Genomic DNA, 23619 nt, shown 5'->3' on the forward strand with positions numbered 1-23619 from the left:
CTTATTCAATTTAGGAACTCCTTGGTGACCCCGCAATGCCCGCATTTTGCCTGCAGATGAGACGAACACCACACTATGGCGCGCCCGCGGGAGTTGGCGGAGGGACCTGAAAGGGCAGTTCACGGCTCGTCGGCTAAAGTAGGCCGTGATGAGTACAGACAAAGTGACAAGCCCGGATTCACCCCTGAACCGCTTTATTGCGGTGATTCCGGCCGGCGGAGTGGGGACCCGCCTCTGGCCCCTGTCACGAGCAGCCGCTCCCAAATTTCTGCACGACCTCACGGGGTCCGGCAGTACATTGTTGCGCGCCACCTACGACCGCCTCGAGCCGCTCGCAGGTAGGCGCGTCCTGGTGGTGACCGGCACTGCGCACCGGGCCGCCGTCTGCCGGCAGTTGCCCGAGGTCCAGGAGTCGGACCTGGTCCTGGAGAGCGAGCCGAAGGATTCCGGCGCCGCCATCGGCCTTGCAGCCGCCATCCTGTATGAGCGCGACCCGGACACCATCATGGGTTCGTTCGCCGCGGACCAGGTCATCAGTCCTGACCACCTGTTCCAGCAGGCCGTTCGCGAGGCCATCCACACGGCCGCCGCCGGCAAGATAGTGACTATCGGCATCAAGCCGACCCACCCGTCCACCGGCTTCGGCTACATCCGCGCCGGCGAGAAACTCCACATCGACGGTGCGCCCAGCGCACAGGCCGTGGTGGAGTTCGTGGAGAAGCCGGACGAGGAAGTTGCCCAGCAGTATGTGGACAGCGGCGAGTATGTCTGGAACGCAGGAATGTTCGTGGCTCCTGTCGCCTTGATGCTGCGGCACCTTGAGGCCAACCAGCCGGATCTGTTCAAGGGCCTGCAGGAGATCGCCCAGGCCTGGGATACTCCCGAACGCGATGCCGTCACCGCCCGTGTTTGGCCCACACTGCCCAAGATCGCCATTGACTATGCGGTGGCCGAGCCTGCCGCCGCCGCCGGTGATGTGGCCGTTGTCCCGGGCACTTTCGGATGGGACGACGTCGGGGACTTCGCTTCGGTGGGCCGGCTCAACAGTGCGCGGGAAGTCGATGACGTCACCGTTATCGGCGAAGGCGCCCGCGTTTTCACCGAAAACGCCAGCGGTGTGGTGGTTTCGGACACCAAGCGCGTGATCGCCCTGATCGGGATCAAGGACGTGGTCATCGTTGATACCGGTGATGCCCTCCTGGTGACCACCAAACAGCATGCGCAGCGGGTCAAGGGAGCCGTTGACGCGCTCAAGGCCAGCGGCGATACCGACGTTCTGTAGCCGGTCGGGAATGTTCAGCCGCGGCACAGTCTGTAACGCGCCCGCCCTGATGACGCTATTCCGTGGACGCTCGCTAGAGTAAATGAGTGCGTAATTACACTACTGAAGCCGAGCCCACCGCATTAGTGCGGCCATGGTTGGAACCCCTCCTGCCGGAGCTGATCGACTTCCGCCGGGATTTGCATGCGCACCCCGAGCTTTCCTTCAAGGAATTCCGCACCACGGACAAGCTGGTGGAGCGGCTCGAAGCCGCCGGACTGTCCCCGCGTCGGCTTGAAGGCACCGGCCTTACCGTCGACATCGGCGAGGGTCCGATCGCCACTGCGCTCCGCGGTGACATTGACGCCCTGCCCATCATCGAGGAAACCGGCCTGCCGTTTGCCTCCAAGAACCATGGCGTCACTCATGCGTGCGGCCACGATGTCCACACCGCCACCATGCTCGGCGTTGCCCTGGTCCTCCAGAGCATGCACCAGGAGTCGCCGCTGGGCGGATCCGTCCGGATCATCTTCCAGCCCGCCGAGGAAACCATGCCCGGCGGTGCGCTGTCCTGCATCGAACAGGGTGTCCTGGACGGTGTGCCCCGCATCCTGGCGCTGCACTGCGATCCAAGGATCGACGTCGGACGCATCGGTACGCGCATCGGTGCCATCACTTCCGCCTCGGACACCATCAGGATCGAGCTGAGCGGCCGCGGCGGCCATACCTCCCGTCCGCACCTGACGGAGGACCTCGTGTTCGCCCTGGCACAGATAGCCGTCAATGTTCCGGCTGTGCTGTCCCGCCGCGTTGACGTGCGCAGCGGTGTCTCTGTGGTGTGGGGCCATATCTCCGCCGGATCGGCGCCAAACGCCATTCCCGGCACCGGCTTCATGGCCGGGACCATGCGCTGCCTGGACCGCGATGCCTGGAAAGCCGCCGGCGAGCTCCTGGACGAAGTGGTACATCAGGTGGCCGCGCCCTACGGTGTGGAAGTACGCCTGGAGCACACCAGGGGAGTGCCGCCGGTGGTCAACTCGGAGCACGAAACCGCGCTTATAGAGGCCGCAGCCCGCGCCGAAATTGGTGAGGGTGCCGTTGTGCTGACGCCGCAGTCCATGGGCGGCGAGGACTTCGCCTGGTTCCTGGCTGAGCGTCCCGGCGCGATGATGCGCCTGGGCACCAAAACCCCGGGCGGCGAAGAGTATGACCTGCACCGAGGTGACTACATCCTGGACGAACGTGCCCTGGGCCTGGGTGTCCAGGTCCTCACGGCAGCGGCCCTCCGGACCATCCGCGACCTCTAGGCCCAAGCCCTCCCACCCGCGCGAACGTACACTTAAGCCCCCAAATAAAGCGCGAACGTACAGTTGTGGCCCCAACAGCCGGGCCGCAACTGTACGTTCGCGCTTTCCCAACGAGGTAAGTTGCGCACAACTGAATTGTGCACTATCGTTTAGATCATGACTGAAGCCCCCCGACTCGACCGCCAGGTGTGTTTTGCCCTGTACTCCGCCTCTCGCGCGGCAACAGCGGTCTACCGCCCCGTGTTGGAAGATATCGGCCTGACGTACCCGCAGTATCTGGTGATGCTGGTCCTCTGGGAATCGGAGCCGAAGGGCGTCAAGGAGCTCGGCGAGGAGCTGGGCCTTGACTCCGGCACACTATCGCCGTTGCTCAAGCGACTCGAGGCCATGGGGCTCGTGGAACGCCGCCGGTCCGGGGAGGACGAGCGCCGCGTTGCAGTCCACCTGACCCCGGCCGGACGCTCGCTCAGCAGCAAAGCCAATGCGATTCCACGGCACCTCGCGGACGCCGCCGGATTGTCCGCCGATGAGCTGGAACAGCTTCGCACCACTCTGGAAAGGCTCACCGAAGCCCTTCACCGCGCGCACTGAGCGCCCAAGATTTCCGTTATCCACAGCCAACAGGACGGACCGCCTATGAAAACTCTCTACACTGCCGAGGCCCTGGCTTCCGGTGAAGGCCGCGACGGCAACGCACGCACCAACGACGGCAAGCTGGATGTCAGCCTGGCCAGCCCCGTGGAGCTGGGCGGTGACGGCCAGGGCACCAACCCGGAGCAGCTGTTTGCCGCCGGTTACGCGGCCTGCTTCCACTCGGCGCTCCGCCTCGTGGGGCGCAAGGAGCGCGCCGACCTGACCGACTCAGCCGTGGCGGCCAAGATCCACTTTGGCGCGCTGGCGGACGGCGTGGGCTACGGCCTCGCCGCTGAACTGGAGATCGCCGTGCCGGCCCTGGATCTCGCCACGGCCGAGTCCCTGGTGGCCAAAGCGCATCAGATCTGCCCCTATTCCAACGCCACCCGCGGAAACATGACCGTGGACATCAAGATCCTGGAGTTCGCCGCATGAGCACAATAACCGCACTGCCCACGTCCACCCGTGAAATCCGCCTGGCGTCGCGCCCCACAGGACGCCCCGTCCCGGAAAACTTCCGGCTGGCCGAATCGCCACTGCCGGAGCTTCAGGACGGCCAGATCCTGGTCCGCAATCTCTTCATCTCCGTGGACCCCTACATGCGCGGCCGCATGAACGATGTCAAGTCCTACTCAGCGCCCTTCGCGCTGGATACAGCGCTCGACGGCGGGGCCGTGGGTGAGGTTATTGCGTCCAGGGCCGACGGACGCACGGTGGGGGACGCCGTCGTCCATCAGCTGGGGTGGCGCGAATACGCTGTCCTGGATGCGGCGGCGACGTCGGTTGCCCGCACGGACCTCGCGCCGGCGTCGGCGTTCCTCGGAGCGCTGGGCATGACCGGCCTCACTGCGTACGCGGGCCTGCTGAAGGTGGCCGAGTTCAAGCCCGGAGACGCCGTATTTGTCTCCGGTGCGGCGGGAGCCGTGGGCTCGCTCGTGGGCCAGATCGCCAAGGCGATGGGTGCCTCCCGGGTGATCGGAAGCGCAGGCACGCCGGACAAGGTTGCGCGGCTCATGGAACTGGGCTTCGACGCGGCCTTTAACTACAACGACGGGCCAGTACGGGAGCAGCTTGCCAACGCCGCAGGGCCAGCCGGCATTGATGTCTACTTCGACAATGTGGGCGGCGAGCACCTGGAAGCTGCACTGGCTGTCCTCAACGTGGGTGGCCGCGTGGCAATGTGCGGCGCCATCGCCCAGTACAACTCCACCGAGCCCACGCCGGCCCCACGGAACCTCATGCTGGTCATTGGCAAGCAGCTCACCCTGCGCGGGTTCCTGGTGGGCAGCTACTGGCACCTCATGGGTGAATTCGCCGAAAAGGCTGCAGGCTGGCTCGCTGACGGAAGCCTCCAGTATGACGAGACCGTGGTGGATGGACTGGAGAATGCACCCCAGGCCTTCATGGACCTGCTCGACGGCGCCAACACCGGCAAGATGCTGGTGCGCCTCTAAGCTCCCACCAGCGCGAACGGACATTTGAGGCCCTCCCGGCGGGCCCCAAGTGTCCGTTCGCGCTTAAGGGGAGGGGTGCGGCCAGGCCGGCAGCTACTGGTTGGTAACAAATTCTCAACAATCTTCGGGATCCGGCCCCAATGTGGTAGCGGATGTGTTGCAGCCCACTAATGTGGCTTGTATCAGTGCGCTTCGGCGCAGTGCTGCGAAGCCCTCAGTGAAAACAGAATTTCAGTGTAGAAACGGACACTCATTGAATTCGAGTCGTAGCGCCACTCTCTCCCTGGAGGAAAATTGAAGAACACACTGCGCGCTAAATTCAAGCGCGGTTCAATGGCAGGCATGGCCTCAGTGGGTGCCACAGCACTCCTGCTGACCGGCTGCGGCGCTCCTCCCGAAGCGGGCGGCCCGAGCGCGACGGCCAGTGACTACACCGGCTGCATCGTCTCTGACTCCGGTGGATTCGATGACCAGTCGTTCAACCAGTCCTCCTACGAGGGGCTGAAGAAGGCTGAGACCGACCTGGGCATCAAGGTCAACCAGGTGGAGTCCAAGACCAACAACGACTTCGAGCCAAACCTCCGGGCTATGGTGGCCGCCAACTGCGACCTCACCCTGACCGTCGGCTTCCTGCTGGGTGACGCCACCAAGAAGCAGGCTACGGACAACCCGGACCGCCACTTCGCTATCATCGACTTCGGCTACGAAACGCCCATCAGTAACGTCAAGCCCATCATCTACGACACCGCCCAGGCTGCGTTCCTGGCCGGTTACCTCGCTGCAGGCACCACCAAGACCGGAACCGTGGCCACCTTTGGCGGCATCAAGATCCCCACGGTCACCATCTTCATGGACGGCTATGCCGACGGTGTGAAGTACTACAACGAGAAGAAGGGCACAAGCGTCAAGGTCCTCGGCTGGGACAAGGCCACACAGGACGGCTCGTTTACCGGCGACTTCGAAAAGCAGGACGTCGGCAAGCAGCTCACGCAGAACTTCCTGGACCAGGGCGCGGACATTGTGATGCCCGTCGCCGGTCCGGTGGGCAAGGGCGCCGGCGCGGCCCTGAACGAAGCGAAGGCGGCCGGCAAGGACGTCAAGATGATCTGGGTCGACTCCGACGGCTTCCTCACTGCACCGGAATACAAGGACATCATGCTGTCCTCGGTCATGAAGCTCATGGGCGAGGCCGTGGAAACCGTGGTGAAGGAAGACAAGGACGGCAAGTTCACCAACACGCCCTACGTTGGCACGTTGTCGAACGACGGCGTCCAGCTGGCACCGTTCCACAGCTTCGATTCCCAGGTCTCTGCGGATCTCAAGTCCGAGCTGGACCAGCTCAAGAAGGACATCGTAGACGGCAAGCTGAAGGTCGAGTCAGGGGCAAGCCCCAAGGTATAGTCATCCTCGCCAAGCGCCGCCCCCGGAAGGTCATCGACTGCCCGGGCGGTGGCGCTTTGCGTTGCCTTGCATGCCCCCGCGCTACCGCCCACCCGGGGCTGCAGGCACTAGGCTGGTGCTGCAGCCTCATATCCCGTCCGGTTCATGTACGGACGCTTCGAGATTGGTCAGAGTTTTGAAACTTGAACTCAGAGGGATCACCAAACGCTTCGGCTCCCTGCTCGCCAACGACCACATTGACGTGGTGGTTGAACCCGGACAGATCCATTGTCTGCTGGGTGAGAACGGGGCCGGCAAGTCCACCCTGATGAATGTGCTGTACGGGCTCTACGAGCCCTCTGAGGGCGAGATCCTCATCGATGACAAACCCGTTTCCTTCCGCGGACCCGGCGACGCAATGGCGGCCGGGATCGGCATGGTGCACCAGCACTTCATGCTGGTTCCTGTCTTCACCGTCGCGGAGAACGTGGCCCTTGGGGCCGAGACCACCAAGGCCGGCGGCTTCCTCGACCTGGAAGACACCCGCCGAAAGATCAAGCAGATCTCGGACCGTTATGGGTTCGACGTCGATCCGGACGCGTTGGTGGAAGACCTCCCCGTGGGTGTCCAGCAGCGGGTGGAAATCATCAAGGCACTGGTCCGCGACGCCAGGGTACTGATCCTGGATGAGCCCACGGCCGTACTGACGCCTCAGGAAACGGACGAACTGCTGGACATCATGCGCCAGCTCAAGTCCCACGGGACCTCAATTGTCTTCATTTCGCACAAGCTGCGCGAAGTGAAAGCTGTCTCGGACACCATCACCGTGATCCGGCGCGGCAAGGTGGTGGGTTCGGCCGATCCCGGCGACTCCACCACAGCGCTGGCGTCCATGATGGTGGGACGTGCTGTCAGCCTCACGCTCGACAAAGCCCCCGCCAACCCCAAAGAGAAGACCTTCCAGGTCAAGGACCTCACAGTCATAGCTCCGAACGGGCAGCACACTGTGGACGGCATCAGCTTCGACATTGCGCGCGGAGAGATCCTGGCCGTCGCGGGCGTCCAGGGCAACGGCCAGACTGAGATGACCGAAGCCATCCTTGGCCTGCAGGAGCGCGTGCAGGGCTCCATTCTGCTGGACAACGTAGAACTCGTTGGCCGTAGCGTGAAGGACGTACTGAACGCCGGCGTCGGCTTCGTCCCGGAAGACCGGTCCGTTGATGGCCTCATCGGCACGTTCTCGATTGCCGAAAACCTGGTCCTTGACCGTTACGATCAGCCGCCGTTTGCCAAGGGCATCAGCATGAGTCCGGCGAAGGTCCTGGAGAACGCGAAATCGCGGATCGATGAGTTCGACGTGCGGACGACGTCGGGCCTCCTGGCCGCCGGCACGCTGTCCGGCGGAAACCAGCAGAAAGTGGTTATGGCACGGGAGCTGTCCCGGCCGCTGCGCCTCTTCATCGCGTCGCAGCCTACCCGGGGTGTGGACGTAGGGTCCATCGAGTTCCTGCACAAACGGATCGTGGCGGAACGCGACCAGGGCACGCCTGTCATGATCATCTCCACGGAACTGGATGAGGTCATGGAACTGGCTGACCGTATCGCTGTGCTCTACAAGGGCAAACTCGTGGGCATCGTTCCCGCAGGAACCGGGCGCGACGTCCTGGGCCTCATGATGGCCGGCATCTCACCGGAAGAGGCTGCCAGCGTGGACAGGACCAGCGCTGAACAGACGAGCTCAAACACGACCGGCGCTGTCACACCGTCCGTTGACAGGACCGGCTCCGCCGCCGCAGAAAGCCGCGGAACCTCCAGCGCCGAAGGAGGCGATCATGCCTGAAGAGCGTCACCCTAAGCATGCGGACCAGCATGCGAAGCCGCACCAGCCCACCCCGGCCGCTGACGAAACAGCCGCAGGGGTGGCTGTGGACACGGCCGGCGGCGCCATCAGCCCTTCAGCCGTTCCCGCCAGCGCCCAAAGCGGGCAGCTGCCCGGGGGACCGGACACGCTGGTCCGGAAGATCTTCACCGGCAGCGGCATGGTCTCAGTCCTGGCGGTGCTCCTGGCCCTCGTCATCGGCGGACTGTTGATTGCCGCCACGGACGAACGCGTCAGCGCCACCGCGGGGTACCTTTTCGCCCGGCCCACCGATTTCCTTTCTGCGGTCTGGGACGCAGCCACCCGGTCCTACGTGGCGTTGTTCCAGGGGTCCGTCTTCAACCCGCGAGGTGCCAGCCTGGCCGTCCGATTCGCGCCGCTGATGGACACCCTCACCATCGCCACCCCACTCATCACGGCTGGCCTGGGCGTTGCGCTCGCATTCCGGGCAGGACTGTTCAACATCGGCGCCCAAGGTCAGATCATCATGGCCGGCATCCTGGCGGCCTGGGTTGGTTTTGCCTTGCACCTTCCCCTGGGCCTGCACCTGTTGCTGGTGCTGGTTGCGGGCATCGTGGGCGGTGCCGTGTGGGGCGGCCTCGTTGGCCTTCTTAAGGCCCGGACAGGTGCCCACGAAGTCATCCTGACCATCATGTTCAACTACATCGCGCTCTACTTCCTGCGGTACCTGCTGAACACGCCGGCATTCCAGCGCCCGGGGGAGTCCAACCCGATCTCGCCCATCCTGGATCCCACCGCGATCTACCCGCAGATTTTCGGCTCCCAGTACCGCCTGCACTTAGGTTTCGTCCTGGCCATCGCGGCCACCATCCTGGTGTGGTGGCTGCTGAACCGGTCCACCGTCGGGTTTGAATTCCGGGCCGTTGGTGCCAATCCCAAGGCCGCGCTGACCGCCGGAATCAACGTCTCGCGGTCCACCATCCTGGTCATGGCAATAGCCGGCGCACTCGCGGGCATGTCCGGCGTGGCCCAGGTGGCGGGCACAGAGAAAGTTCTGACGGACGGCGTCGCGGCAACCTACGGTTTTGACGCCATTACGGTGGCCCTGCTGGGACGTTCGTCGCCGTGGGGCACCTTCGCTGCCGGCCTGCTGTTCGGCGCCTTCCGCGCCGGTGCCGTGCAGATGCAGATCCAGACCGGAACTCCCATCGACATTGTCCTGGTGGTCCAGTCGCTGATTGTCCTCTTTATCGCGGCACCGCCGCTGGTCCGGGCAGTCTTCGGGCTCAACCCCCGCCGCAAGAAGCCGGCCAAGGCCGGAAAAACCCAGCAGGCAGCAACCACCGGAGGCGCAGCATGAGCGCAACAGCAACATCGCCCCTGCCGGGACGCGGCACGCCCGGAGCAGCGCCCCAGGCCGAGGAAGCCCAGGCAACATCCGGCAAACCGGTGTTCTGGAAAACACCGGTCCTGCTCTCGGCGCTGGGAATCGTCGCATTCATTTTCTTTGGCCTGATGGGATCAGGGCAGACCGCAAGGTTCGGGATTTCCACCAGCGAGGATTTCTTCCAGCTTCCTGCGCTGGAAATTCCCGCAATGGCTGGCGGCATCGCCCTTTCGGTCCTGATGCTCGGGCTGGCGGCCTATGCCGTTTACCTGAAGATTAAGGACCGGCCCGTCCCGGCATGGCTGACCATCACCTTTACGGTGCTGTTTGTGGCAGCCTTCCTCCTCTGGGTGGTAGGCGGCGCCCGGACGCCCAGCATTTCGCTGGCCGGACTCATAGCCGGATCGGTCACCCTGGCTGTCCCGCTGGTGTTCGGCTCACTGTCCGGTGTCCTGTGTGAGCGCGTCGGGGTGGTCAATATCGCCATCGAGGGCCAGCTCCTGGGCGGCGCCTTTACGGCGGCCATAGTGGCCAGCGTTACCCAGAACCCCTTTGTGGGGCTGCTCGCGGCTGCTGTGGCCGGCGCGGCGGTGTCCATGGTGCTGGCAGCGTTCAGCATCAAGTACCTGGTCAACCAGATCATCGTCGGAGTGGTCCTCAACGTCTTGGTTTCGGGTGTCACCGGCTTCCTGTTCAGCACCGTTATGCAGGCGGACAAAGCAAAGTTCAACTCACCGCCGGGCCTGGACATCGTCGAGATTCCCGTCCTCTCCGGAATCCCGATCCTGGGCCCCATCCTGTTCAAGCAGTCAGTGGTGGGCTACCTGATGTACGTCGCCGTCATCGTTGTGTGGGTTGGCCTGTTCAAGACCAAGTGGGGCCTTAGGGTCCGCGCGGTGGGTGAACACCCGCAGGCCGCCGACACGATGGGCATCAAGGTCAACGCCACCCGCTTCTGGAACGTCACATTGGGTGGCGCCATCGCCGGCATCGGCGGCTCGTTCTTCACGCTCGTGGCCATCGACAGTTTCACCAAGGAGATCTCCGGCGGACGGGGCTTCATCGCGCTCGCGGCGCTGATCTTCGGACGCTGGAACCCCATCGGAGCGTTCTTTGCCGCCTTGCTGTTCGGCTTCGCAGACAACCTGCAGAGCATCGTGACCATCATCGGGACCCCGGTGCCCAGCCAGTTCATGGCCATGCTGCCCTACCTGGTGACCGTGCTGGCCGTGGCCGGGCTGGTGGGCCGGTCCAGGCCACCGGCGGCCAGCGGCATCCCGTACGTCAAGGGGTGACGGCCATGGAACAGGAACGGGCTTCGCTCAGCGTCGATTGGCGGGCACTGGAGGTTGCGGCCGTCGACGCCATGAAAAACGCCTATGCCCCATATTCAAAGTTCCCGGTGGGGGCCGCGGCCCTCACCGAGGACGGGCGGCTGGTCAGCGGCTGCAACGTGGAAAACGCCAGCTACGGGCTCACTCTGTGTGCTGAATGCGCCCTGGTGGGAAACCTGCAGATGACCGGTGGCGGGTTGCTGCGGGCCTTCTACTGCGTGGACTCCGCAGGCAACGTGCTGATGCCATGTGGCCGCTGCCGGCAGCTGCTCTATGAATTCCGCGCGCCCGGCATGGAACTCATGACTACCCAAGGAATCAAAACCATGGACCAGGTGCTGCCCGACGCATTCGGTCCCCAAAACCTGGAGGATCCACGGTGACACAGGCAACTGAGGCATTCGACGCCGTCGACATTATCCGCACCAAGCGGGACCGGGGCGTCCTGAGCCCGGAGCAGATCGACTGGACCATTGATGCCTACACCCGCGGGGTCATCGCGGACGAACAGATGGCCGCGTTGAACATGGCCATCCTGCTCAACGGCATGGACCGCGCCGAAATCTCGCGCTGGACGGCCGCGATGATCGCCTCGGGTGAACGGATGGACTTCGGCGGCCTCCGGCGGCCCGACGGCGGCGTGAAGGCTACCAGTGACAAGCATTCCACCGGGGGAGTAGGGGACAAGATCACACTGCCACTGGCACCCCTGGTAGCAGTGTTCGGTGTTGCCGTGCCCCAGTTGTCCGGCCGGGGACTTGGCCACACCGGCGGCACCCTGGACAAGCTGGAATCGATCCCGGGCTGGCGGGCGGCCCTGAGCAACGACGAAATGATGGCGCAGCTTCAGGACGTCGGCGCCGTGATCTGCGCTGCCGGGGCGGGGCTGGCGCCAGCGGACAAGAAGCTCTACGCACTGCGTGACGTCACCGGAACGGTGGAAGCAATTCCGCTGATCGCGTCCTCGATCATGAGCAAGAAGATCGCCGAAGGCACGGGGTCCCTGGTCCTGGACGTCAAGGTGGGCAGCGGCGCCTTTATGAAGGACGAGGCACAGGCACGCGAACTGGCCGAAACCATGGTGGCCCTCGGCAAGGACGCAGGCGTCAACACTGTGGCGCTGCTGACCAACATGAGCACGCCGCTCGGCCTTACTGCGGGCAACGCGATCGAAGTAGAAGAATCCGTGGCGGTCCTGGCCGGCGGCGGCCCGGAGGACGTCGTCGAACTCACCGTCCGGCTGGCTGAAGAGATGCTGGCCTGCGCGGGCGTCCACGACGCAGATGTGCGCGCCGCGTTGAAGGACGGCCGGGCCATGGACGTCTGGAACCGGATGATCGAAGCGCAGGGCGGAGATCCGCGCGCCAAGCTGCCGGTCGCCAGGGAATCCGAGGTCATTTACGCCCCGGCCGACGGTGTCCTGGTAGAGCTCGATGCCTTGGCGGTGGGCGTCGCGGCGTGGCGCCTCGGGGCAGGCCGTGCCCGCAAGGAAGACGCCGTCCAGGCCGGTGCCGGGATCCGCATGCACGCAAAGCCCGGTGCCATGGTCCGTGCCGGTGAACCGCTGATGACGCTGCTCACGGACACGCCGGAAAAGTTCGCGCGCGCCAAGGAAGCCCTTGCACACGCCGTCACGGTTGCCCCGGAAGGGTCGCGCCCGGCCCAGCAGCTCATCATCGACCGAATAGCATAGGGACAATGCAGGCCATCAACGAATTCATCCTCGCTGCCGCCGGGCAGCCGTGGGTGCTCCTCCTTGTGCTGGCCTGCTGCCTGATTGACGGGTTTTTCCCGCCGATCCCCAGCGAGTCCGTGGTGGTGGGCCTGGCCGCAGTGGCCGCCACCGCGGACGTCCCCAATCCGTGGCTGCTGATGGCCGTCGCGGGCGTTGGGGCCTTCGCAGGCGACAATATCGCCTACCTCATCGGGCGCCGGGTGGGTACCCGCCGCTGGCACTGGATGCGCGGACCGCGTATGCAAGCCGCGTTCCGCTGGGCAGGAGACGAACTGAGGAAGCGGCCGGCGTCGCTCATCCTGGTGGCGCGGTTCATTCCTATCGGCAGGGTTGCCGTGAATCTCACCGCGGGCGTGACCCACTATTCGCACGTGCGTTTCGTTGGCCTGACGGTGCTCTCTGCCACTCTGTGGGCCTCCTACTCTGTGGGTATCGGGCTGTTCTTCGGCCAGTGGTTCGAAAACAACCACCTGCTCGGGGCGGCCATCGCCATTGTCTGCGCCGTGGGCCTTGGAATCCTGGTGGACCTGGTCATTAACCGCATCCGGGGAAAGGTTCCTGTGGTGGAGCGGCTGAAAGATCCGGAGGCCTAGGGTTTGCGCCGTCTGTTGCGTAGCGGGCGGGGTCCCGGGCATGGGACACTGAAGAGCGACTTACGTCACTTCCGGCTGCATCATTTCGTCTAGGAGCAAGACCCGCGTGGAGTTTATTAATGAGGCCGTGCTCCATGCAGCGGGCCAATGGTGGATCTACCCGGTCCTTCTTGTGTTCTTCTTTGTTGACGGCTTTGCCATGGTGGTCCCCAGCGAGACACTGATTGTGGCGCTGGCCGCGTTTTCCCGGCACAGCGGTGAACCGAATCTTTGGATTCTGGGCGCGACTGCACTGGTCGGCGCCATCGCCGGTGACAACATGGCTTTTATGCTCGGCCGCAGGATCGGCCTGGACCGCTGGAAGTGGATGCGCCGGCCCAAAGTGCAGAAGGCCTTCGGCTGGGCACGGTACGAACTCGAAAAACGCGGCGCCGTCCTGATTTTCACTGCGCGTTACATCCCTTGGGGCCGGGTGGCGGTCAACTATGTAGCCGGCAGCACCGGCTTTGCGCACCGCCGCTTCTTCCTGCTGGACGCCTTCGCCTGCATCACCTGGGTGGGGTACTCCATCGGCATCGGGATCCTGGCCAGTTCTTTCCCTTGGCTCCACAACAACCCGCTGCTCAGCGCCGGCATTGCCGTGGTGTTCGCCATCGTGCTGGGCATCCTGATAGACCACCTGCTTCGCTGGTGGCACAACCACCTGGCCCGCAACGACGCGGACACTGTGGATGAATGGCTCGACGGTGGCCCGGAAGGTTCCCTGCCCGCGCACACCGCGGCTTCCCCGCTGCTGGCGTCTGCCCCGGCTGAGGCGGAGCAGCTCGGAACGTAGCGGCTGGCATAAGTCACCTGCCGACCCTAAGGTTGGAAGGTGACTGAGCCTATTGTTGACGCTGCCCCTGCCATCGATTTCGACCTGAAGAGCCTGCCGAAGGTTTCGCTTCACGACCACCTGGACGGTGGTCTCCGTCCAGCCACCATCATCGAACTGGCCGAGGCCGTTGGCCACACGTTGCCCTCCACCGATCCTGTAGCCCTGGGAGAGTGGTTCCGCGAGTCCGCCGATTCAGGCTCGCTGGTCCGCTACCTGGAGACGTTCGACCACACAGTCGCCGTGATGCAGACCAAGGAAGGCCTCATCCGCGTCGCCAGGGAATTCGTGGAGGACCTGGCGGACGACGGCGTGGTGTACGGCGAAGTTCGCTGGGCACCGGAGCAGCACCTCCAGAAGGGCATGTCCCTGGACGAGGTTGTTGAAGCAGTCCAGGAAGGCCTCGAAGCCGGCGTGGACGCCGTGACCGAAAGCGGCCGCGAAATCCAGGTGGGCCAGCTGATCACCGCCATGCGCCACGCAGACCGTGGCCAGGAAATCGCCGAACTGGCTGTCCGCCACCGCAACCAAGGCGCTGTGGGGTTCGACATCGCCGGAGCTGAAGACGGCTTCCTCCCGTCCCGGTTCAAGGACGCCTTCACCTACCTCGCCGAGCACAACTTCCCCGCGACGGTGCACGCCGGCGAGGCCGCCGGACTCGAAAGCATCCAGTCCGCCCTCGTTGACGGCCGGGCACTTCGACTGGGCCACGGCGTCCGCATCGCTGAGGACATCATGGTGGAGTTCGACGACGACGAAGACGACGCCGCCGTGAGCGACGAGGACAGCATCGGGCTGGTCACCCTGGGCGACCTTTCCAGCTGGATCCGCGACCGCGGCATCGCCCTGGAGATCTGCCCGTCATCGAACCTCCAGACCGGGGCGATCGCCGGTTTCGGCGAGGGCATCGAGAGCCACCCGCTGGACATGCTGTACCAGCTGGGCTTCAACGTCACCATCAACACCGACAACCGGCTGATGAGCGGCGTCACCCTGACGGACGAGTTCGAGCTCCTCGTGGAAACCTTCGACTACGACCTCGACGACCTGCTGGAGCTCACGCTCAACGCTGCCGAGGCATCCTTCCTGCCGCTTGAAGAGAAGGAAGCGTTGGTGGAGTACATCAACGACGCCTACGACAACCTTGGCTGAGCCGGCTCCCATCGATCGGCTGGTCGCCGTCCTGGCCCAGCTGCGCGAGCACTGCCCGTGGATGGCCGCCCTCACCCATGCCTCGTTGGTGGAATACCTCCTGGAGGAGGCCTTCGAGTTTGCCGAAACTGTCGAGACCGGCGCGGATGACGCCGAGCTCCGCGGCGAACTGGGAGATGTGCTGCTTCAGGTGGTGCTGCACGCCCGGCTCGCCGAGGAGCGCGGTGCGTTCACGTTCGACGACGTCGCGCGCGGGCTGAGTGCCAAAATGGTCCGCCGCAATCCGCATGTCTTCCGGCCCGACGGCACGCTGCAGGACAGTTTCCCTGCCTCGGTGGCGGAGATTGTCCGTAAGTGGGACGCCGTGAAGACTGCGGAACGCCCGGAGCGGACGGGGCCCTTTGAAGGGATCCCGGACGCCCTGCCGGCACTGGCGAAGGCGCAGAAGTTCCTTGACCGGGCCTCGCGGGCCGGATCCGCTGTTGAGCTTGCCGAAACCCCGGAAGTGGAGACCGCAACGACAGAGGAGGAGCTCGGCGACCTGCTGCTCGCCGTCGTCGGCTCTGCTCGTGCCAGTGGATTCGACGCCGAACGTGCCCTCCGGGGCGCCATCCGGCGGCAGTTCGTGGCACCATCATGACGTCCGGGTGATGGATAGGGTTCCGTAACCTGTACCACTCTCGACTAGGCTTGGTCCTGACGAGGACGTCCCAGATTTAACGCTTTTTCCAGCTGTTCGTTCCCCCAAAATCGCCCATAAGGAGCACATCCATGGCGCTTATCGATGCCATCCACGCCCGCGAAATCCTCGATTCCCGCGGAAACCCGACCGTAGAAGTTGAAGTACTGCTCTCAGATGGCCAGATCGGCCGCGCGGCAGTACCCTCCGGTGCCTCCACCGGTGAGCACGAGGCTGTTGAGCTCCGTGACGGAGATAAGGGACGTTACCTGGGCAAGGGTGTCCAGAAGGCCGTTGACGCTGTCATCGACCAGATCGCTCCGGCACTGACCGGCTTCGACGCCACCGACCAGCGCAGCATCGACCAGGCCATGATTGACCTGGACGGCACGCCCAACAAGGCCAAGCTCGGCGCCAACGCCATCCTGGGCGTTTCGCTGGCCGTTGCCAATGCAGCTGCCGCCTCCGCAGACCTGCCCCTGTACAAGTACCTGGGCGGCCCCAACGCGCACGTGCTGCCAGTTCCGCTGATGAACATCCTCAACGGTGGCTCGCACGCCGACTCCGACGTGGACATCCAGGAATTCATGATTGTCCCGATCGGCGCCGAGACCTTCTCCGAGGGCCTCCGCTGGGGCGTTGAGGTCTACCACAACCTCAAGTCCGTCCTTCAGGCCAAGGGCCTGTCCACCGGCCTCGGTGACGAAGGTGGCTTCGCGCCGAACCTGCCGTCCAACCGTGCAGCCCTGGACCTGATCCAGGAAGCCATCACCAACGCCGGCTACACCCCGGGCAAGGACATCGCCCTGGCCCTGGACGTCGCTTCCTCCGAGTTCTTCAAGGACGGTGCTTACCAGTTCGAAGGCAAGGCGCTGTCCGCCACCGAGATGAGCGCCTACTACGCAGAGCTTGTGGCCGACTACCCGCTGGTTTCCATCGAGGATCCCCTGGATGAGAACGACTGGGACGGCTGGAAGACCCTCACCGACAGTATCGGTGACAAAGTCCAGCTCGTGGGCGATGACCTCTTCGTCACCAACCCGGCCATCCTGCAGCGCGGCATCGACACCAAGACCGCCAACTCGCTGCTGGTCAAGGTCAACCAGATCGGTTCATTGACCGAAACGCTGGACGCCGTCAGCCTGGCCCAGCGCGCCGGTTACACCACGATCACCTCGCACCGCTCCGGCGAGACCGAGGACACCACCATTGCCGACATTTCGGTGGCCACCAACGCCGGCCAGATCAAGACCGGTGCCCCGGCACGCTCCGAGCGAGTCGCCAAGTACAACCAGCTGCTGCGCATCGAAGAGGAACTCGACGACGCCGCCCGCTACGCCGGCCGCAGCGCTTTCCCGCGTTTCAAGGGCTAGTAGCCGCATAAACCTCTGACCGGTGGCTATGGTTGAAAGACCATAGCCACCGGTTTTTGTTTTAGCCGGCATTGATTGAGCCGGCATCAAGCGCAGAGTTGCGGCCAGAGGCAGGCCGCACGTTTCAGGAGTGTCATGGCTACCCGCCGTCCCAAAGTTCCCAAGGCCGCTTCGAGGCATCAGGCCGCCACGGACCCAGCCAAGGAAGAAGCAGGCGTCATCCGCGCCGATTTTGGCGGTACATCCGGCAGCGCAAAGGGCGGGACTAAGGGTAAAACCGGCACGGCGTTGAACGCCGGAGCGTCCACAACGAACACCGGGCGCACGGCCAGCACAGGCCAGGGGAAGGGCAACGGCGGTATCGCCGCGGGCAAGACGCCGAAGCCTGACACCACGCCGGACGAAACCCAGCCCGTCCCCGCCAAGGCGTTCTCGGGGCGCATGCTGGCACTGGCCGTGGTCATGATTGCCATCACCATCATGCTGGCACCTACCGTGAAGATTTTCTTCGACAAACGCGCCGAACTCGCGGCCCTCAGCGCCGATATCGCCGCCCGCCAGGCCGAGCAGGACGGCCTGCGGCAGCAGATCTCACGGTGGCAGGACCCGAACTACGTGAAACAGCAGGCCCGCGACCGCATTAACATGGTTATGCCGGGTGAATCCGGCTACTGGGTCTTCGGCAGCGATCTGCCGGCTGGAACTAGCAGTAGCCTGACCGCCACAGCAGCACAAGACCCCGCCGATCTGCCGTGGGTGGATTCCCTGTGGGAGTCCATCAGGCGTGCGGCCACAGACTGAACAGCTAGAGGAAGGATGGCCCGCGCCAGTGGAAAAAAACACGGCGACTGCGCCGGAGAAGTCCCGCCAGCCATCAGCACACGATCTTGAAGTACTCAGCAGGCAGTTGGGACGGCCCGTGCGCGATGTGGTGGAAATCCCGGCGCGCTGCGTCTGCGGCAACCCCCTCGTCGCCGCCACGGCGCCGCGGCTGAGCAACGGGACACCGTTTCCCACCACGTTCTATCTGACGCACCCAGTCGTCACGTCGGCGGTTTCCCGGCTGGAAGCAGCCGGGCTGATGAACGACATGAATGAACGCCTGAGCGCCGACGAGCCGCTCGCGGCCGCTTACCGTGCAGCACACGAAGACTATCTCGGAGCCCGCGCGGCCATCGGCGAGCGTTCCGGCATCGGGTCCGTCCCCGAGATTGACGGCATCTCCGCCGGCGGCATGCCCACCCGGGTCAAATGCCTCCACGTCCTGGTGGGCCATTCGCTCGCGGCCGGGCCCGGCGTGAATCCGCTGGGAGATGAGGCCATCGCCGGAATCAGCGAATGGTGGACCACGGACCGCTGCTATTGCGACGGCGCCTGGGACACCGCGGGGGAGGCTCCGTCGAAGGATCTCAGCCGACACGGACCCCAGGGCCTGCCGGAGATCGTGGGCCGGCCCGCTCCGGTCCGCAAAACCGCAGGAACCGACGGGGCAGGGGCATGACCCGCGTCGCCGCCATCGACTGCGGCACGAACTCCCTCCGCCTGCTCATCGCCGACATCGACCGCAGCAACGGGGCGCCGAAGCTCACCGACGTTGTCCGGGAAATGCGGGTTGTCCGGCTGGGCCAGGGCGTGGACGCCACCGGCGAACTCGCCCCTGAAGCGCTGGAGCGCACCTTCGCGGCCACCGCGGATTACGCGGCAATGATCCGCGAACACGGTGCCGAGTCCATCCGTTTTGTGGCAACGTCGGCCAGCCGGGACGCACGCAACCGCCAGGTTTTTGTCGACGGGATCCGGGACCTGCTGGGCGTTGAGCCTGAGGTCATCTCGGGCGATGAAGAAGCTGCCTTGTCCTTCGCCGGGGCCAGCAGCGTCCTGCCGGTCCTTGACGGCGAGCACGTGCTGGTCGTTGACCTTGGCGGCGGAAGCACCGAGTTCGTCCTCGGTACCGCCGGCGGTGTCACCGCCGCGAAGTCGGTGGATGTCGGCTGCGTCCGGCTGACCGAACGGCACCTGAAGGACGATCCGCCCACGGCGGAACAGATCGCCGCCGCGGAAGCCGACGTCGACGCCGCCATTGCGCTGGCGGGACTGGACGTTCCACTCGAACGCGCCACCGCCGTCGTCGGGGTGGCCGGCTCGATCACGACCATCACCGCCCACGCCCTGCGGCTTCCGGCGTATTCGCCGGCGGCCATCCACGGGGCGGAACTGTCCCTTGGCACCATCACCGAAGCCGCCACCGACCTCCTCCACATGACCAGGGGAGAACGTGCCGAACTGGCGTATATGCACCCCGGCCGGGTCGACGTGATGGGCGCCGGGGGGCTGGTGTGGCGGCGCATCCTCGAACGGCTGAATGAAATCACCGCGGGCCGGATAGTGACTGCCACCGCCAGCGAACACGATATTCTTGACGGAATTGCCCTGAGCATCCACTAACCAGGCCAGCAGCCAACCACGTATGGGAACCCACATGACCAGAGCAACCGCACGGTTCCGCCGGGCCGCGTCAGCTCTCCTGGCGATGACCCTGGCAGGCGTCAGCCTGGCCGCCGGGCTCACCCTGGCGCCTGCGGCCACGGCCGACGCTGACCGCGACAAACAGTACTGGCTTGGCGAATCCGGAATCACCAAGGCCTGGGAGGTTTCCAAGGGCGCCGGTGTCAAGATCGCCGTGATCGACAGCGGCGTGGATGCCCAGCACCCTGACCTGAAAGGCGCCGTCACCGGAGGCTTCGACGTGTCCGGGGCCGGCACGCCCAACGGGCAGAAAAGCCTGGGGGTGAAGCCGGAACACGGGACCCTGGTAGCGACCATACTGGCCGGGCGCGGACACCAGCCCGCCGGCGCCACTGCTTCGCCGGGTCCCGGCAAGGCACCGGCCAGCGGTCCGGACGGCATGATTGGCGTGGCTCCTGAAGCTGAGATCCTGTCCGTGTCAACATGGCTCGGCTCCGCCAACCCCGCAGGCAAGAGCGATCAGGACCAGATCCCGGAAGCTGTCCGGTGGGCCGTGGATAACGGGGCCAAAGTCATCAACATTTCACTGGGCAGCGCCACACCGCAGTGGCCCCAGAGCTGGGATGCGGCATTCCTCTATGCCGAGCAGAAAGATGTGGTGATCGTGGCCGCGGCAGGCAACCGCGTGGGCGGCAACCTCCAGGTCGGGGCGCCCGCCACCATCCCGGGTGTCCTCACGGTCGCCGGCCTGGACCGCAAGGGCATAGCAAGCGTCGACTCGTCCTCCCAGGGGATCAGCATCGGCGTGGCGGCCCCGGCCGAAAACCTGCTGGGCGGGATGCCCGGCGGAGGCTACGCAGAATGGGCGGGAACGTCCGGAGCTGCCCCGATCGTTGCCGGCGTGGCCGCACTCATCCGTTCCAAATGGCCGGAGATGAGCGCCAAGCAGGTCATCAACCGAATCGTCAGCACAGCCAAGGACGCCGGTCCGGCCGGCAAAGACCCGCTGTACGGCTTTGGCGTGCTGAACGCCGAGGCTGCCCTGAAGGACTCCGTCCCGGAAGTCGCCGTCAACCCGCTCGGCTCCATCTCGGACTGGATCCGGGTACACCGCAGGGGCAATCTTGGTGCGCCGGCGCCGGTGCCCACCGACGAAGTGGCCAGTGCCGTTCCCACGCTGCCCGAGCCCACTGTGCCCGCGGCGGAGGCGCCTTCACAGCGTGACAGTGCCGTTGGCGCCGCCGTCGTGATCGGTTCAGCGGCACTATTCCTGGCGATCATCGCAGCGGCCGTCATCCAGCTGCGCCGGGCGGCCCGAAACCCAGGAACGGCGCGCGAAGAACCCGATACCGGAGCCTTCCAAACCGTGGATTCCGGCGGCAAAACGTAGTTAGTGAAGATTTTCACAAACTGTTGTATCCTTAAATCATGGCAACCACCCCAGAGCTCCAGGACCGTCCCCGGGTACTCGTCGTCGGCGGCGGATACGTCGGCCTGTACGTAGCACTCAAACTGCAGAAGAAGATCGCGAATGCCGGTGGCATCGTCACCCTCGTGGATCCACTGCCCTACATGACTTACCAGCCCTTCCTGCCGGAAGTGGCCGGCGGCAACATCGAGGCCCGCCACGCAGTGGTCTCGCACCGCCAGCACCTGAAGCAGACTGAACTCATCCAGGGCAGCGTCACCTCGATCGACCACGCCAACCGCACCGCCGTGGTGGCGCCGGCGGACGGCGGAGAGCACATCGAGATCCCCTACTTCGACATCGTGGTGGCCGCAGGCGCCATCACCCGCACATTCCCCATCAAGGGCCTGGCGGATAAGGGCATTGGCCTGAAGACCATCGAAGAGGCTGTGGCCCTTCGCAACAAGGTGCTCGAGCGCATCGAGGCGGCGTCCACCATCGCGGATCCGGCTGCGCGCGCCAAGGCACTGACTTTCGTGGTTGTTGGTGGCGGCTTCGCCGGCATCGAGTGCATCACCGAAATGGAAGACCTGGCCCGCGCCGCGGTCAAGAACAACCCCCGCATCCGCCAGGAAGAACTACGTTTCGTCCTGGTTGAAGCCATGGGCCGCATCATGCCCGAGGTCACGGCACCGCAGGCCGAATGGGTTGTGGAGCACCTCCGCAGCCGCGGCATCGAGGTCCTGCTGAACACATCCCTGGACAGCGCTGAGGGTTCCCTGAAGCTCATCAACCTCCCGGACAAGTCCTTGGCCCAGGAATTCGAAGCCGACACACTCGTCTGGACTGCCGGTGTGCAGGCCAACCCGATGATCCGCTCCTCCGACTTCCCGCTGGAACCGCGTGGCCGCGTCCGCGTCCTGCCGGACCTGCGCATTGCCGGCGATGAAGGCATCATCGACAACGCCTGGGCTGCCGGCGACATCGCCGCAGTGCCGGACCTCACGGGCAGCGGCCTGCCGGACGGCACCTGCGTCCCGAACGCCCAGCACGCACTGCGCCAGGCCAAGCGCCTCGCCAAGAACCTGTGGGCTTCGCGCTGGGACAAGCCGCTGAAGGACTACAAGCACAAGAACCTGGGTGCTGTGGCCGGCTTCGGCGAGTGGAAGGGCGTCGCCAACATCAACCTCTTGGGCCGCATCGGCCTCAAGGGCCCGCTCGCCTGGCTGGCACACCGCGGCTACCACGGCATGGCCATGCCCACCATGGAGCGCAAGGTCCGCGTCATCATGGGTTGGATCCTCGCGTTCTTCATGGGCCGCGACACCACCCAGCTGATCGATCTCGATAACCCGCGCGGCGCCTTCGTGGCCGCTGCCACGCCGGCGCCCAAGCCTGCAGCGGCTGCGCCTGCTCCGGCGGCCAGCACGCCGGCAGCATCCGCAGGAGCGGCAACGCCGGGCTCTGCGGAGGCCACCAGCGTGGACCCCAAGCAGTCGGTCACGGCGGACGCCAAGTAACACCGGCATCCTGACCGAGCATTTGTAACGCCCGACGGCGGCTGTCCCCATGCGGGGATGGCCGCCGTTTTGTGTATCCCGCCGTGAGTCCCTTCTAGACTGTCAGCATGACTGGCGAAAATAACCTCCAGACCCTGCTGGCAACATTGAAACCGGTACTGCGGGAGGGGGAGTACGTCTACGTCCTGTGGCCGCACGGCAGGCCGCTCGAGCCGGGCATCGAAGCTGCCGTGCGCGAGGCCGAGGGCCTGACTGTGGTCCTGCCGCGGGACAGGGCGGACAGCCTGGGGCTGCACTACGACTTTGTGGCGGCGTGGATCACCCTGGAGGTGCACTCTGCGCTGGAAGCTGTCGGCTTGACCGCCGCCGTCGGGAAAGCCCTGACCGACGCCAGGATCAGCTGTAATGTGCTGGCCGGTTTCCACCACGACCACCTGCTCGTGCCGGTGGCGGACGCACCACGCGCCGTCGAAGCACTCGCCGAGCTGTCAGCGGCCAGCCGGCACGTGCCGCGGCCCGAGCTGGTGCTCCGGAACGAGACGGCTGCGGACAGGGACAAGATCCTTGCGTTGACGGCCGATGCGTTCGCAGTCTCGCCGGTCACAGGCCTGCCGGTGGATGGGGAGCCTGGGGAAGTCGAAGTGCTCCGCCAGCTCTTCGAATGCGACGACTATCTGCCCGGGTTCAGCGTGGTGGCGGTGCTCGACGACGAAATAGTCGGCCATGTGATCAGCACACGGGGCTGGGTGGGCGACTACGGCTTGCTGGGGCTCGGACCCATTGGTGTGACACCCAGGCTCCAGCGCCATGGGATCGGCACAGCCCTCATGAACGACACCATCGCCCGGGCCAACGCAGCAGGGGAGGGTGGGATTGCCTTGCTGGGCAGCCCCGAATACTACCCGCGCTTCGGCTTTGTCCCGGCCGCGTCCTTCGGCGTCCTGGCGCCCGACGAAGGCTGGGGTGACCACTTCCAGCTCCTCCCGCTGGCACTATGGCCCGGCGGTGTACACGGGACGTTCCGGTATGCCGAGCCGCTTGCGGGCGAATGACGGGATAGCATAGACCGGGCGCCCCAGTAGCCCAATTGGCAGAGGCAGCGGACTTAAAATCCGCGTGTTGTGGGTTCGAGTCCCACCTGGGGTACAAATTTCTCCCCCGCGGCGCCTGGCGGGCTCCCGCATGACCTCGGACGGAGCACCGTCTCCGTTGATTCCGCATAT

Annotated in this window: 22 protein-coding genes and 1 tRNA gene; all 23 read left to right on the forward strand. The window is 65.0% G+C overall.

Annotation, left to right across the window (positions count from 1 at the left end):
* Positions 1-148: 148 nt before the first annotated feature.
* The 23 genes from ACZY1F_RS05805 (at position 149) to ACZY1F_RS05915 (ending at position 23542) form a co-directional block, all read left to right on the forward strand.
* Entirely contained in the window at positions 149-1282 is a 1134-nt protein-coding gene (locus tag ACZY1F_RS05805; protein WP_463917062.1) for a mannose-1-phosphate guanylyltransferase, read from the forward strand.
* Positions 1283-1368: 86 nt separating this feature from the next.
* A complete protein-coding gene (locus ACZY1F_RS05810) occupies positions 1369-2568 on the forward strand; it encodes an amidohydrolase (RefSeq protein WP_463940772.1) in 1200 nt (399 codons plus the stop codon).
* 156 nt (positions 2569-2724) lie between these two features.
* Positions 2725-3159, forward strand: a complete 435-nt coding sequence (locus tag ACZY1F_RS05815) for a MarR family winged helix-turn-helix transcriptional regulator (RefSeq protein WP_463917067.1) — start codon at positions 2725-2727, stop codon at positions 3157-3159.
* Positions 3160-3204: 45 nt separating this feature from the next.
* Positions 3205-3636, forward strand: a complete 432-nt coding sequence (locus tag ACZY1F_RS05820) for an organic hydroperoxide resistance protein (RefSeq protein ID WP_463940774.1) — start codon at positions 3205-3207, stop codon at positions 3634-3636.
* A complete protein-coding gene (locus ACZY1F_RS05825) occupies positions 3633-4655 on the forward strand; it encodes an NADP-dependent oxidoreductase (RefSeq protein WP_463940776.1) in 1023 nt (340 codons plus the stop codon). Before ACZY1F_RS05820 ends, ACZY1F_RS05825 begins: the two co-directional genes overlap by 4 nt.
* Positions 4656-4949: 294 nt before the next feature.
* Positions 4950-6056 (forward strand): BMP family lipoprotein, encoded by a 1107-nt coding sequence (locus ACZY1F_RS05830; protein WP_463940778.1) that lies wholly within the window; start codon positions 4950-4952, stop codon positions 6054-6056.
* Positions 6057-6231: 175 nt separating this feature from the next.
* Positions 6232-7875, forward strand: coding sequence for an ABC transporter ATP-binding protein (locus ACZY1F_RS05835; RefSeq protein WP_463940779.1), 1644 nt, complete (start codon positions 6232-6234; stop codon positions 7873-7875).
* Positions 7868-9235, forward strand: coding sequence for an ABC transporter permease (locus ACZY1F_RS05840; protein ID WP_463940781.1), 1368 nt, complete (start codon positions 7868-7870; stop codon positions 9233-9235). Before ACZY1F_RS05835 ends, ACZY1F_RS05840 begins: the two co-directional genes overlap by 8 nt.
* Positions 9232-10557 carry an ABC transporter permease gene (locus ACZY1F_RS05845; protein WP_463940783.1) on the forward strand — a complete coding sequence of 442 codons (1326 nt, stop codon included), beginning with the start codon at positions 9232-9234 and terminating at the stop codon, positions 10555-10557. Before ACZY1F_RS05840 ends, ACZY1F_RS05845 begins: the two co-directional genes overlap by 4 nt.
* Before the next feature lie 5 nt (positions 10558-10562).
* A complete protein-coding gene (locus tag ACZY1F_RS05850; protein WP_463940785.1) occupies positions 10563-10979 on the forward strand; it encodes a cytidine deaminase in 417 nt (138 codons plus the stop codon).
* Positions 10976-12289: a thymidine phosphorylase gene (locus ACZY1F_RS05855; protein ID WP_463940787.1), complete on the forward strand. Its 1314-nt coding sequence runs from the start codon at positions 10976-10978 to the stop codon at positions 12287-12289. Before ACZY1F_RS05850 ends, ACZY1F_RS05855 begins: the two co-directional genes overlap by 4 nt.
* 5 nt (positions 12290-12294) lie before the next feature.
* Positions 12295-12924 (forward strand): DedA family protein, encoded by a 630-nt coding sequence (locus ACZY1F_RS05860; protein ID WP_463940789.1) that lies wholly within the window; start codon positions 12295-12297, stop codon positions 12922-12924.
* A 106-nt stretch (positions 12925-13030) separates the two neighbouring features.
* The gene (locus tag ACZY1F_RS05865; RefSeq protein WP_463940790.1) at positions 13031-13759 is read left to right on the forward strand and encodes a DedA family protein; all 729 of its coding nucleotides are present in this window, start codon (positions 13031-13033) and stop codon (positions 13757-13759) included.
* A 39-nt stretch (positions 13760-13798) separates the two neighbouring features.
* Positions 13799-14950: an adenosine deaminase gene (locus ACZY1F_RS05870; RefSeq protein WP_463940791.1), complete on the forward strand. Its 1152-nt coding sequence runs from the start codon at positions 13799-13801 to the stop codon at positions 14948-14950.
* A 61-nt stretch (positions 14951-15011) separates the two neighbouring features.
* On the forward strand, positions 15012-15590 hold the full coding sequence (locus ACZY1F_RS05875; RefSeq protein ID WP_463941131.1) for a MazG nucleotide pyrophosphohydrolase domain-containing protein: 579 nt from the start codon (positions 15012-15014) through the stop codon (positions 15588-15590).
* A gap of 131 nt (positions 15591-15721) precedes the next feature.
* Positions 15722-17002, forward strand: a complete 1281-nt coding sequence (gene eno / locus ACZY1F_RS05880; protein ID WP_056343550.1) for a phosphopyruvate hydratase — start codon at positions 15722-15724, stop codon at positions 17000-17002.
* Positions 17003-17137: 135 nt separating this feature from the next.
* Positions 17138-17803 carry an FtsB family cell division protein gene (locus ACZY1F_RS05885; RefSeq protein ID WP_463940792.1) on the forward strand — a complete coding sequence of 222 codons (666 nt, stop codon included), beginning with the start codon at positions 17138-17140 and terminating at the stop codon, positions 17801-17803.
* Positions 17804-17831: 28 nt separating this feature from the next.
* Positions 17832-18503, forward strand: coding sequence for a DUF501 domain-containing protein (locus ACZY1F_RS05890; RefSeq protein WP_463940793.1), 672 nt, complete (start codon positions 17832-17834; stop codon positions 18501-18503).
* Positions 18500-19447: a Ppx/GppA phosphatase family protein gene (locus ACZY1F_RS05895; RefSeq protein ID WP_463940794.1), complete on the forward strand. Its 948-nt coding sequence runs from the start codon at positions 18500-18502 to the stop codon at positions 19445-19447. Before ACZY1F_RS05890 ends, ACZY1F_RS05895 begins: the two co-directional genes overlap by 4 nt.
* A gap of 34 nt (positions 19448-19481) precedes the next feature.
* Complete coding sequence (locus tag ACZY1F_RS05900; protein WP_463940795.1) at positions 19482-20858, forward strand: S8 family serine peptidase; 1377 nt, start codon at positions 19482-19484, stop codon at positions 20856-20858.
* A 38-nt stretch (positions 20859-20896) separates the two neighbouring features.
* Positions 20897-22396 (forward strand): NAD(P)/FAD-dependent oxidoreductase, encoded by a 1500-nt coding sequence (locus ACZY1F_RS05905; RefSeq protein ID WP_463940796.1) that lies wholly within the window; start codon positions 20897-20899, stop codon positions 22394-22396.
* A gap of 107 nt (positions 22397-22503) precedes the next feature.
* Complete coding sequence (locus ACZY1F_RS05910) at positions 22504-23448, forward strand: N-acetyltransferase (RefSeq protein ID WP_463940797.1); 945 nt, start codon at positions 22504-22506, stop codon at positions 23446-23448.
* Positions 23449-23468: 20 nt separating this feature from the next.
* Positions 23469-23542, forward strand: a tRNA-Leu gene (locus ACZY1F_RS05915).
* Positions 23543-23619 lie beyond the last annotated feature (77 nt).

Source organism: Pseudarthrobacter xylosi (genome assembly GCF_055412765.1).

What these genes read in the sequence shown, in the direction of transcription:
- ACZY1F_RS05840 (WP_463940781.1), top strand. Translation starts at nt 7,868, where the DNA reads ATGCCTGAAGAGCGTCACCCTAAGCATGCGGACCAGCATGCGAAGCCG.
- ACZY1F_RS05885 (WP_463940792.1), top strand. Translation starts at nt 17,138, where the DNA reads ATGGCTACCCGCCGTCCCAAAGTTCCCAAGGCCGCTTCGAGGCATCAG.
- ACZY1F_RS05805 (WP_463917062.1), top strand. Translation starts at nt 149, where the DNA reads ATGAGTACAGACAAAGTGACAAGCCCGGATTCACCCCTGAACCGCTTT.
- ACZY1F_RS05815 (WP_463917067.1), top strand. Translation starts at nt 2,725, where the DNA reads ATGACTGAAGCCCCCCGACTCGACCGCCAGGTGTGTTTTGCCCTGTAC.
- ACZY1F_RS05875 (WP_463941131.1), top strand. Translation starts at nt 15,012, where the DNA reads ATGGCCGCCCTCACCCATGCCTCGTTGGTGGAATACCTCCTGGAGGAG.
- ACZY1F_RS05905 (WP_463940796.1), top strand. Translation starts at nt 20,897, where the DNA reads ATGGCAACCACCCCAGAGCTCCAGGACCGTCCCCGGGTACTCGTCGTC.
- ACZY1F_RS05860 (WP_463940789.1), top strand. Translation starts at nt 12,295, where the DNA reads ATGCAGGCCATCAACGAATTCATCCTCGCTGCCGCCGGGCAGCCGTGG.
- ACZY1F_RS05825 (WP_463940776.1), top strand. Translation starts at nt 3,633, where the DNA reads ATGAGCACAATAACCGCACTGCCCACGTCCACCCGTGAAATCCGCCTG.
- ACZY1F_RS05900 (WP_463940795.1), top strand. Translation starts at nt 19,482, where the DNA reads ATGACCAGAGCAACCGCACGGTTCCGCCGGGCCGCGTCAGCTCTCCTG.
- ACZY1F_RS05820 (WP_463940774.1), top strand. Translation starts at nt 3,205, where the DNA reads ATGAAAACTCTCTACACTGCCGAGGCCCTGGCTTCCGGTGAAGGCCGC.
- ACZY1F_RS05845 (WP_463940783.1), top strand. Translation starts at nt 9,232, where the DNA reads ATGAGCGCAACAGCAACATCGCCCCTGCCGGGACGCGGCACGCCCGGA.
- eno (WP_056343550.1), top strand. Translation starts at nt 15,722, where the DNA reads ATGGCGCTTATCGATGCCATCCACGCCCGCGAAATCCTCGATTCCCGC.
- ACZY1F_RS05895 (WP_463940794.1), top strand. Translation starts at nt 18,500, where the DNA reads ATGACCCGCGTCGCCGCCATCGACTGCGGCACGAACTCCCTCCGCCTG.
- ACZY1F_RS05910 (WP_463940797.1), top strand. Translation starts at nt 22,504, where the DNA reads ATGACTGGCGAAAATAACCTCCAGACCCTGCTGGCAACATTGAAACCG.
- ACZY1F_RS05850 (WP_463940785.1), top strand. Translation starts at nt 10,563, where the DNA reads ATGGAACAGGAACGGGCTTCGCTCAGCGTCGATTGGCGGGCACTGGAG.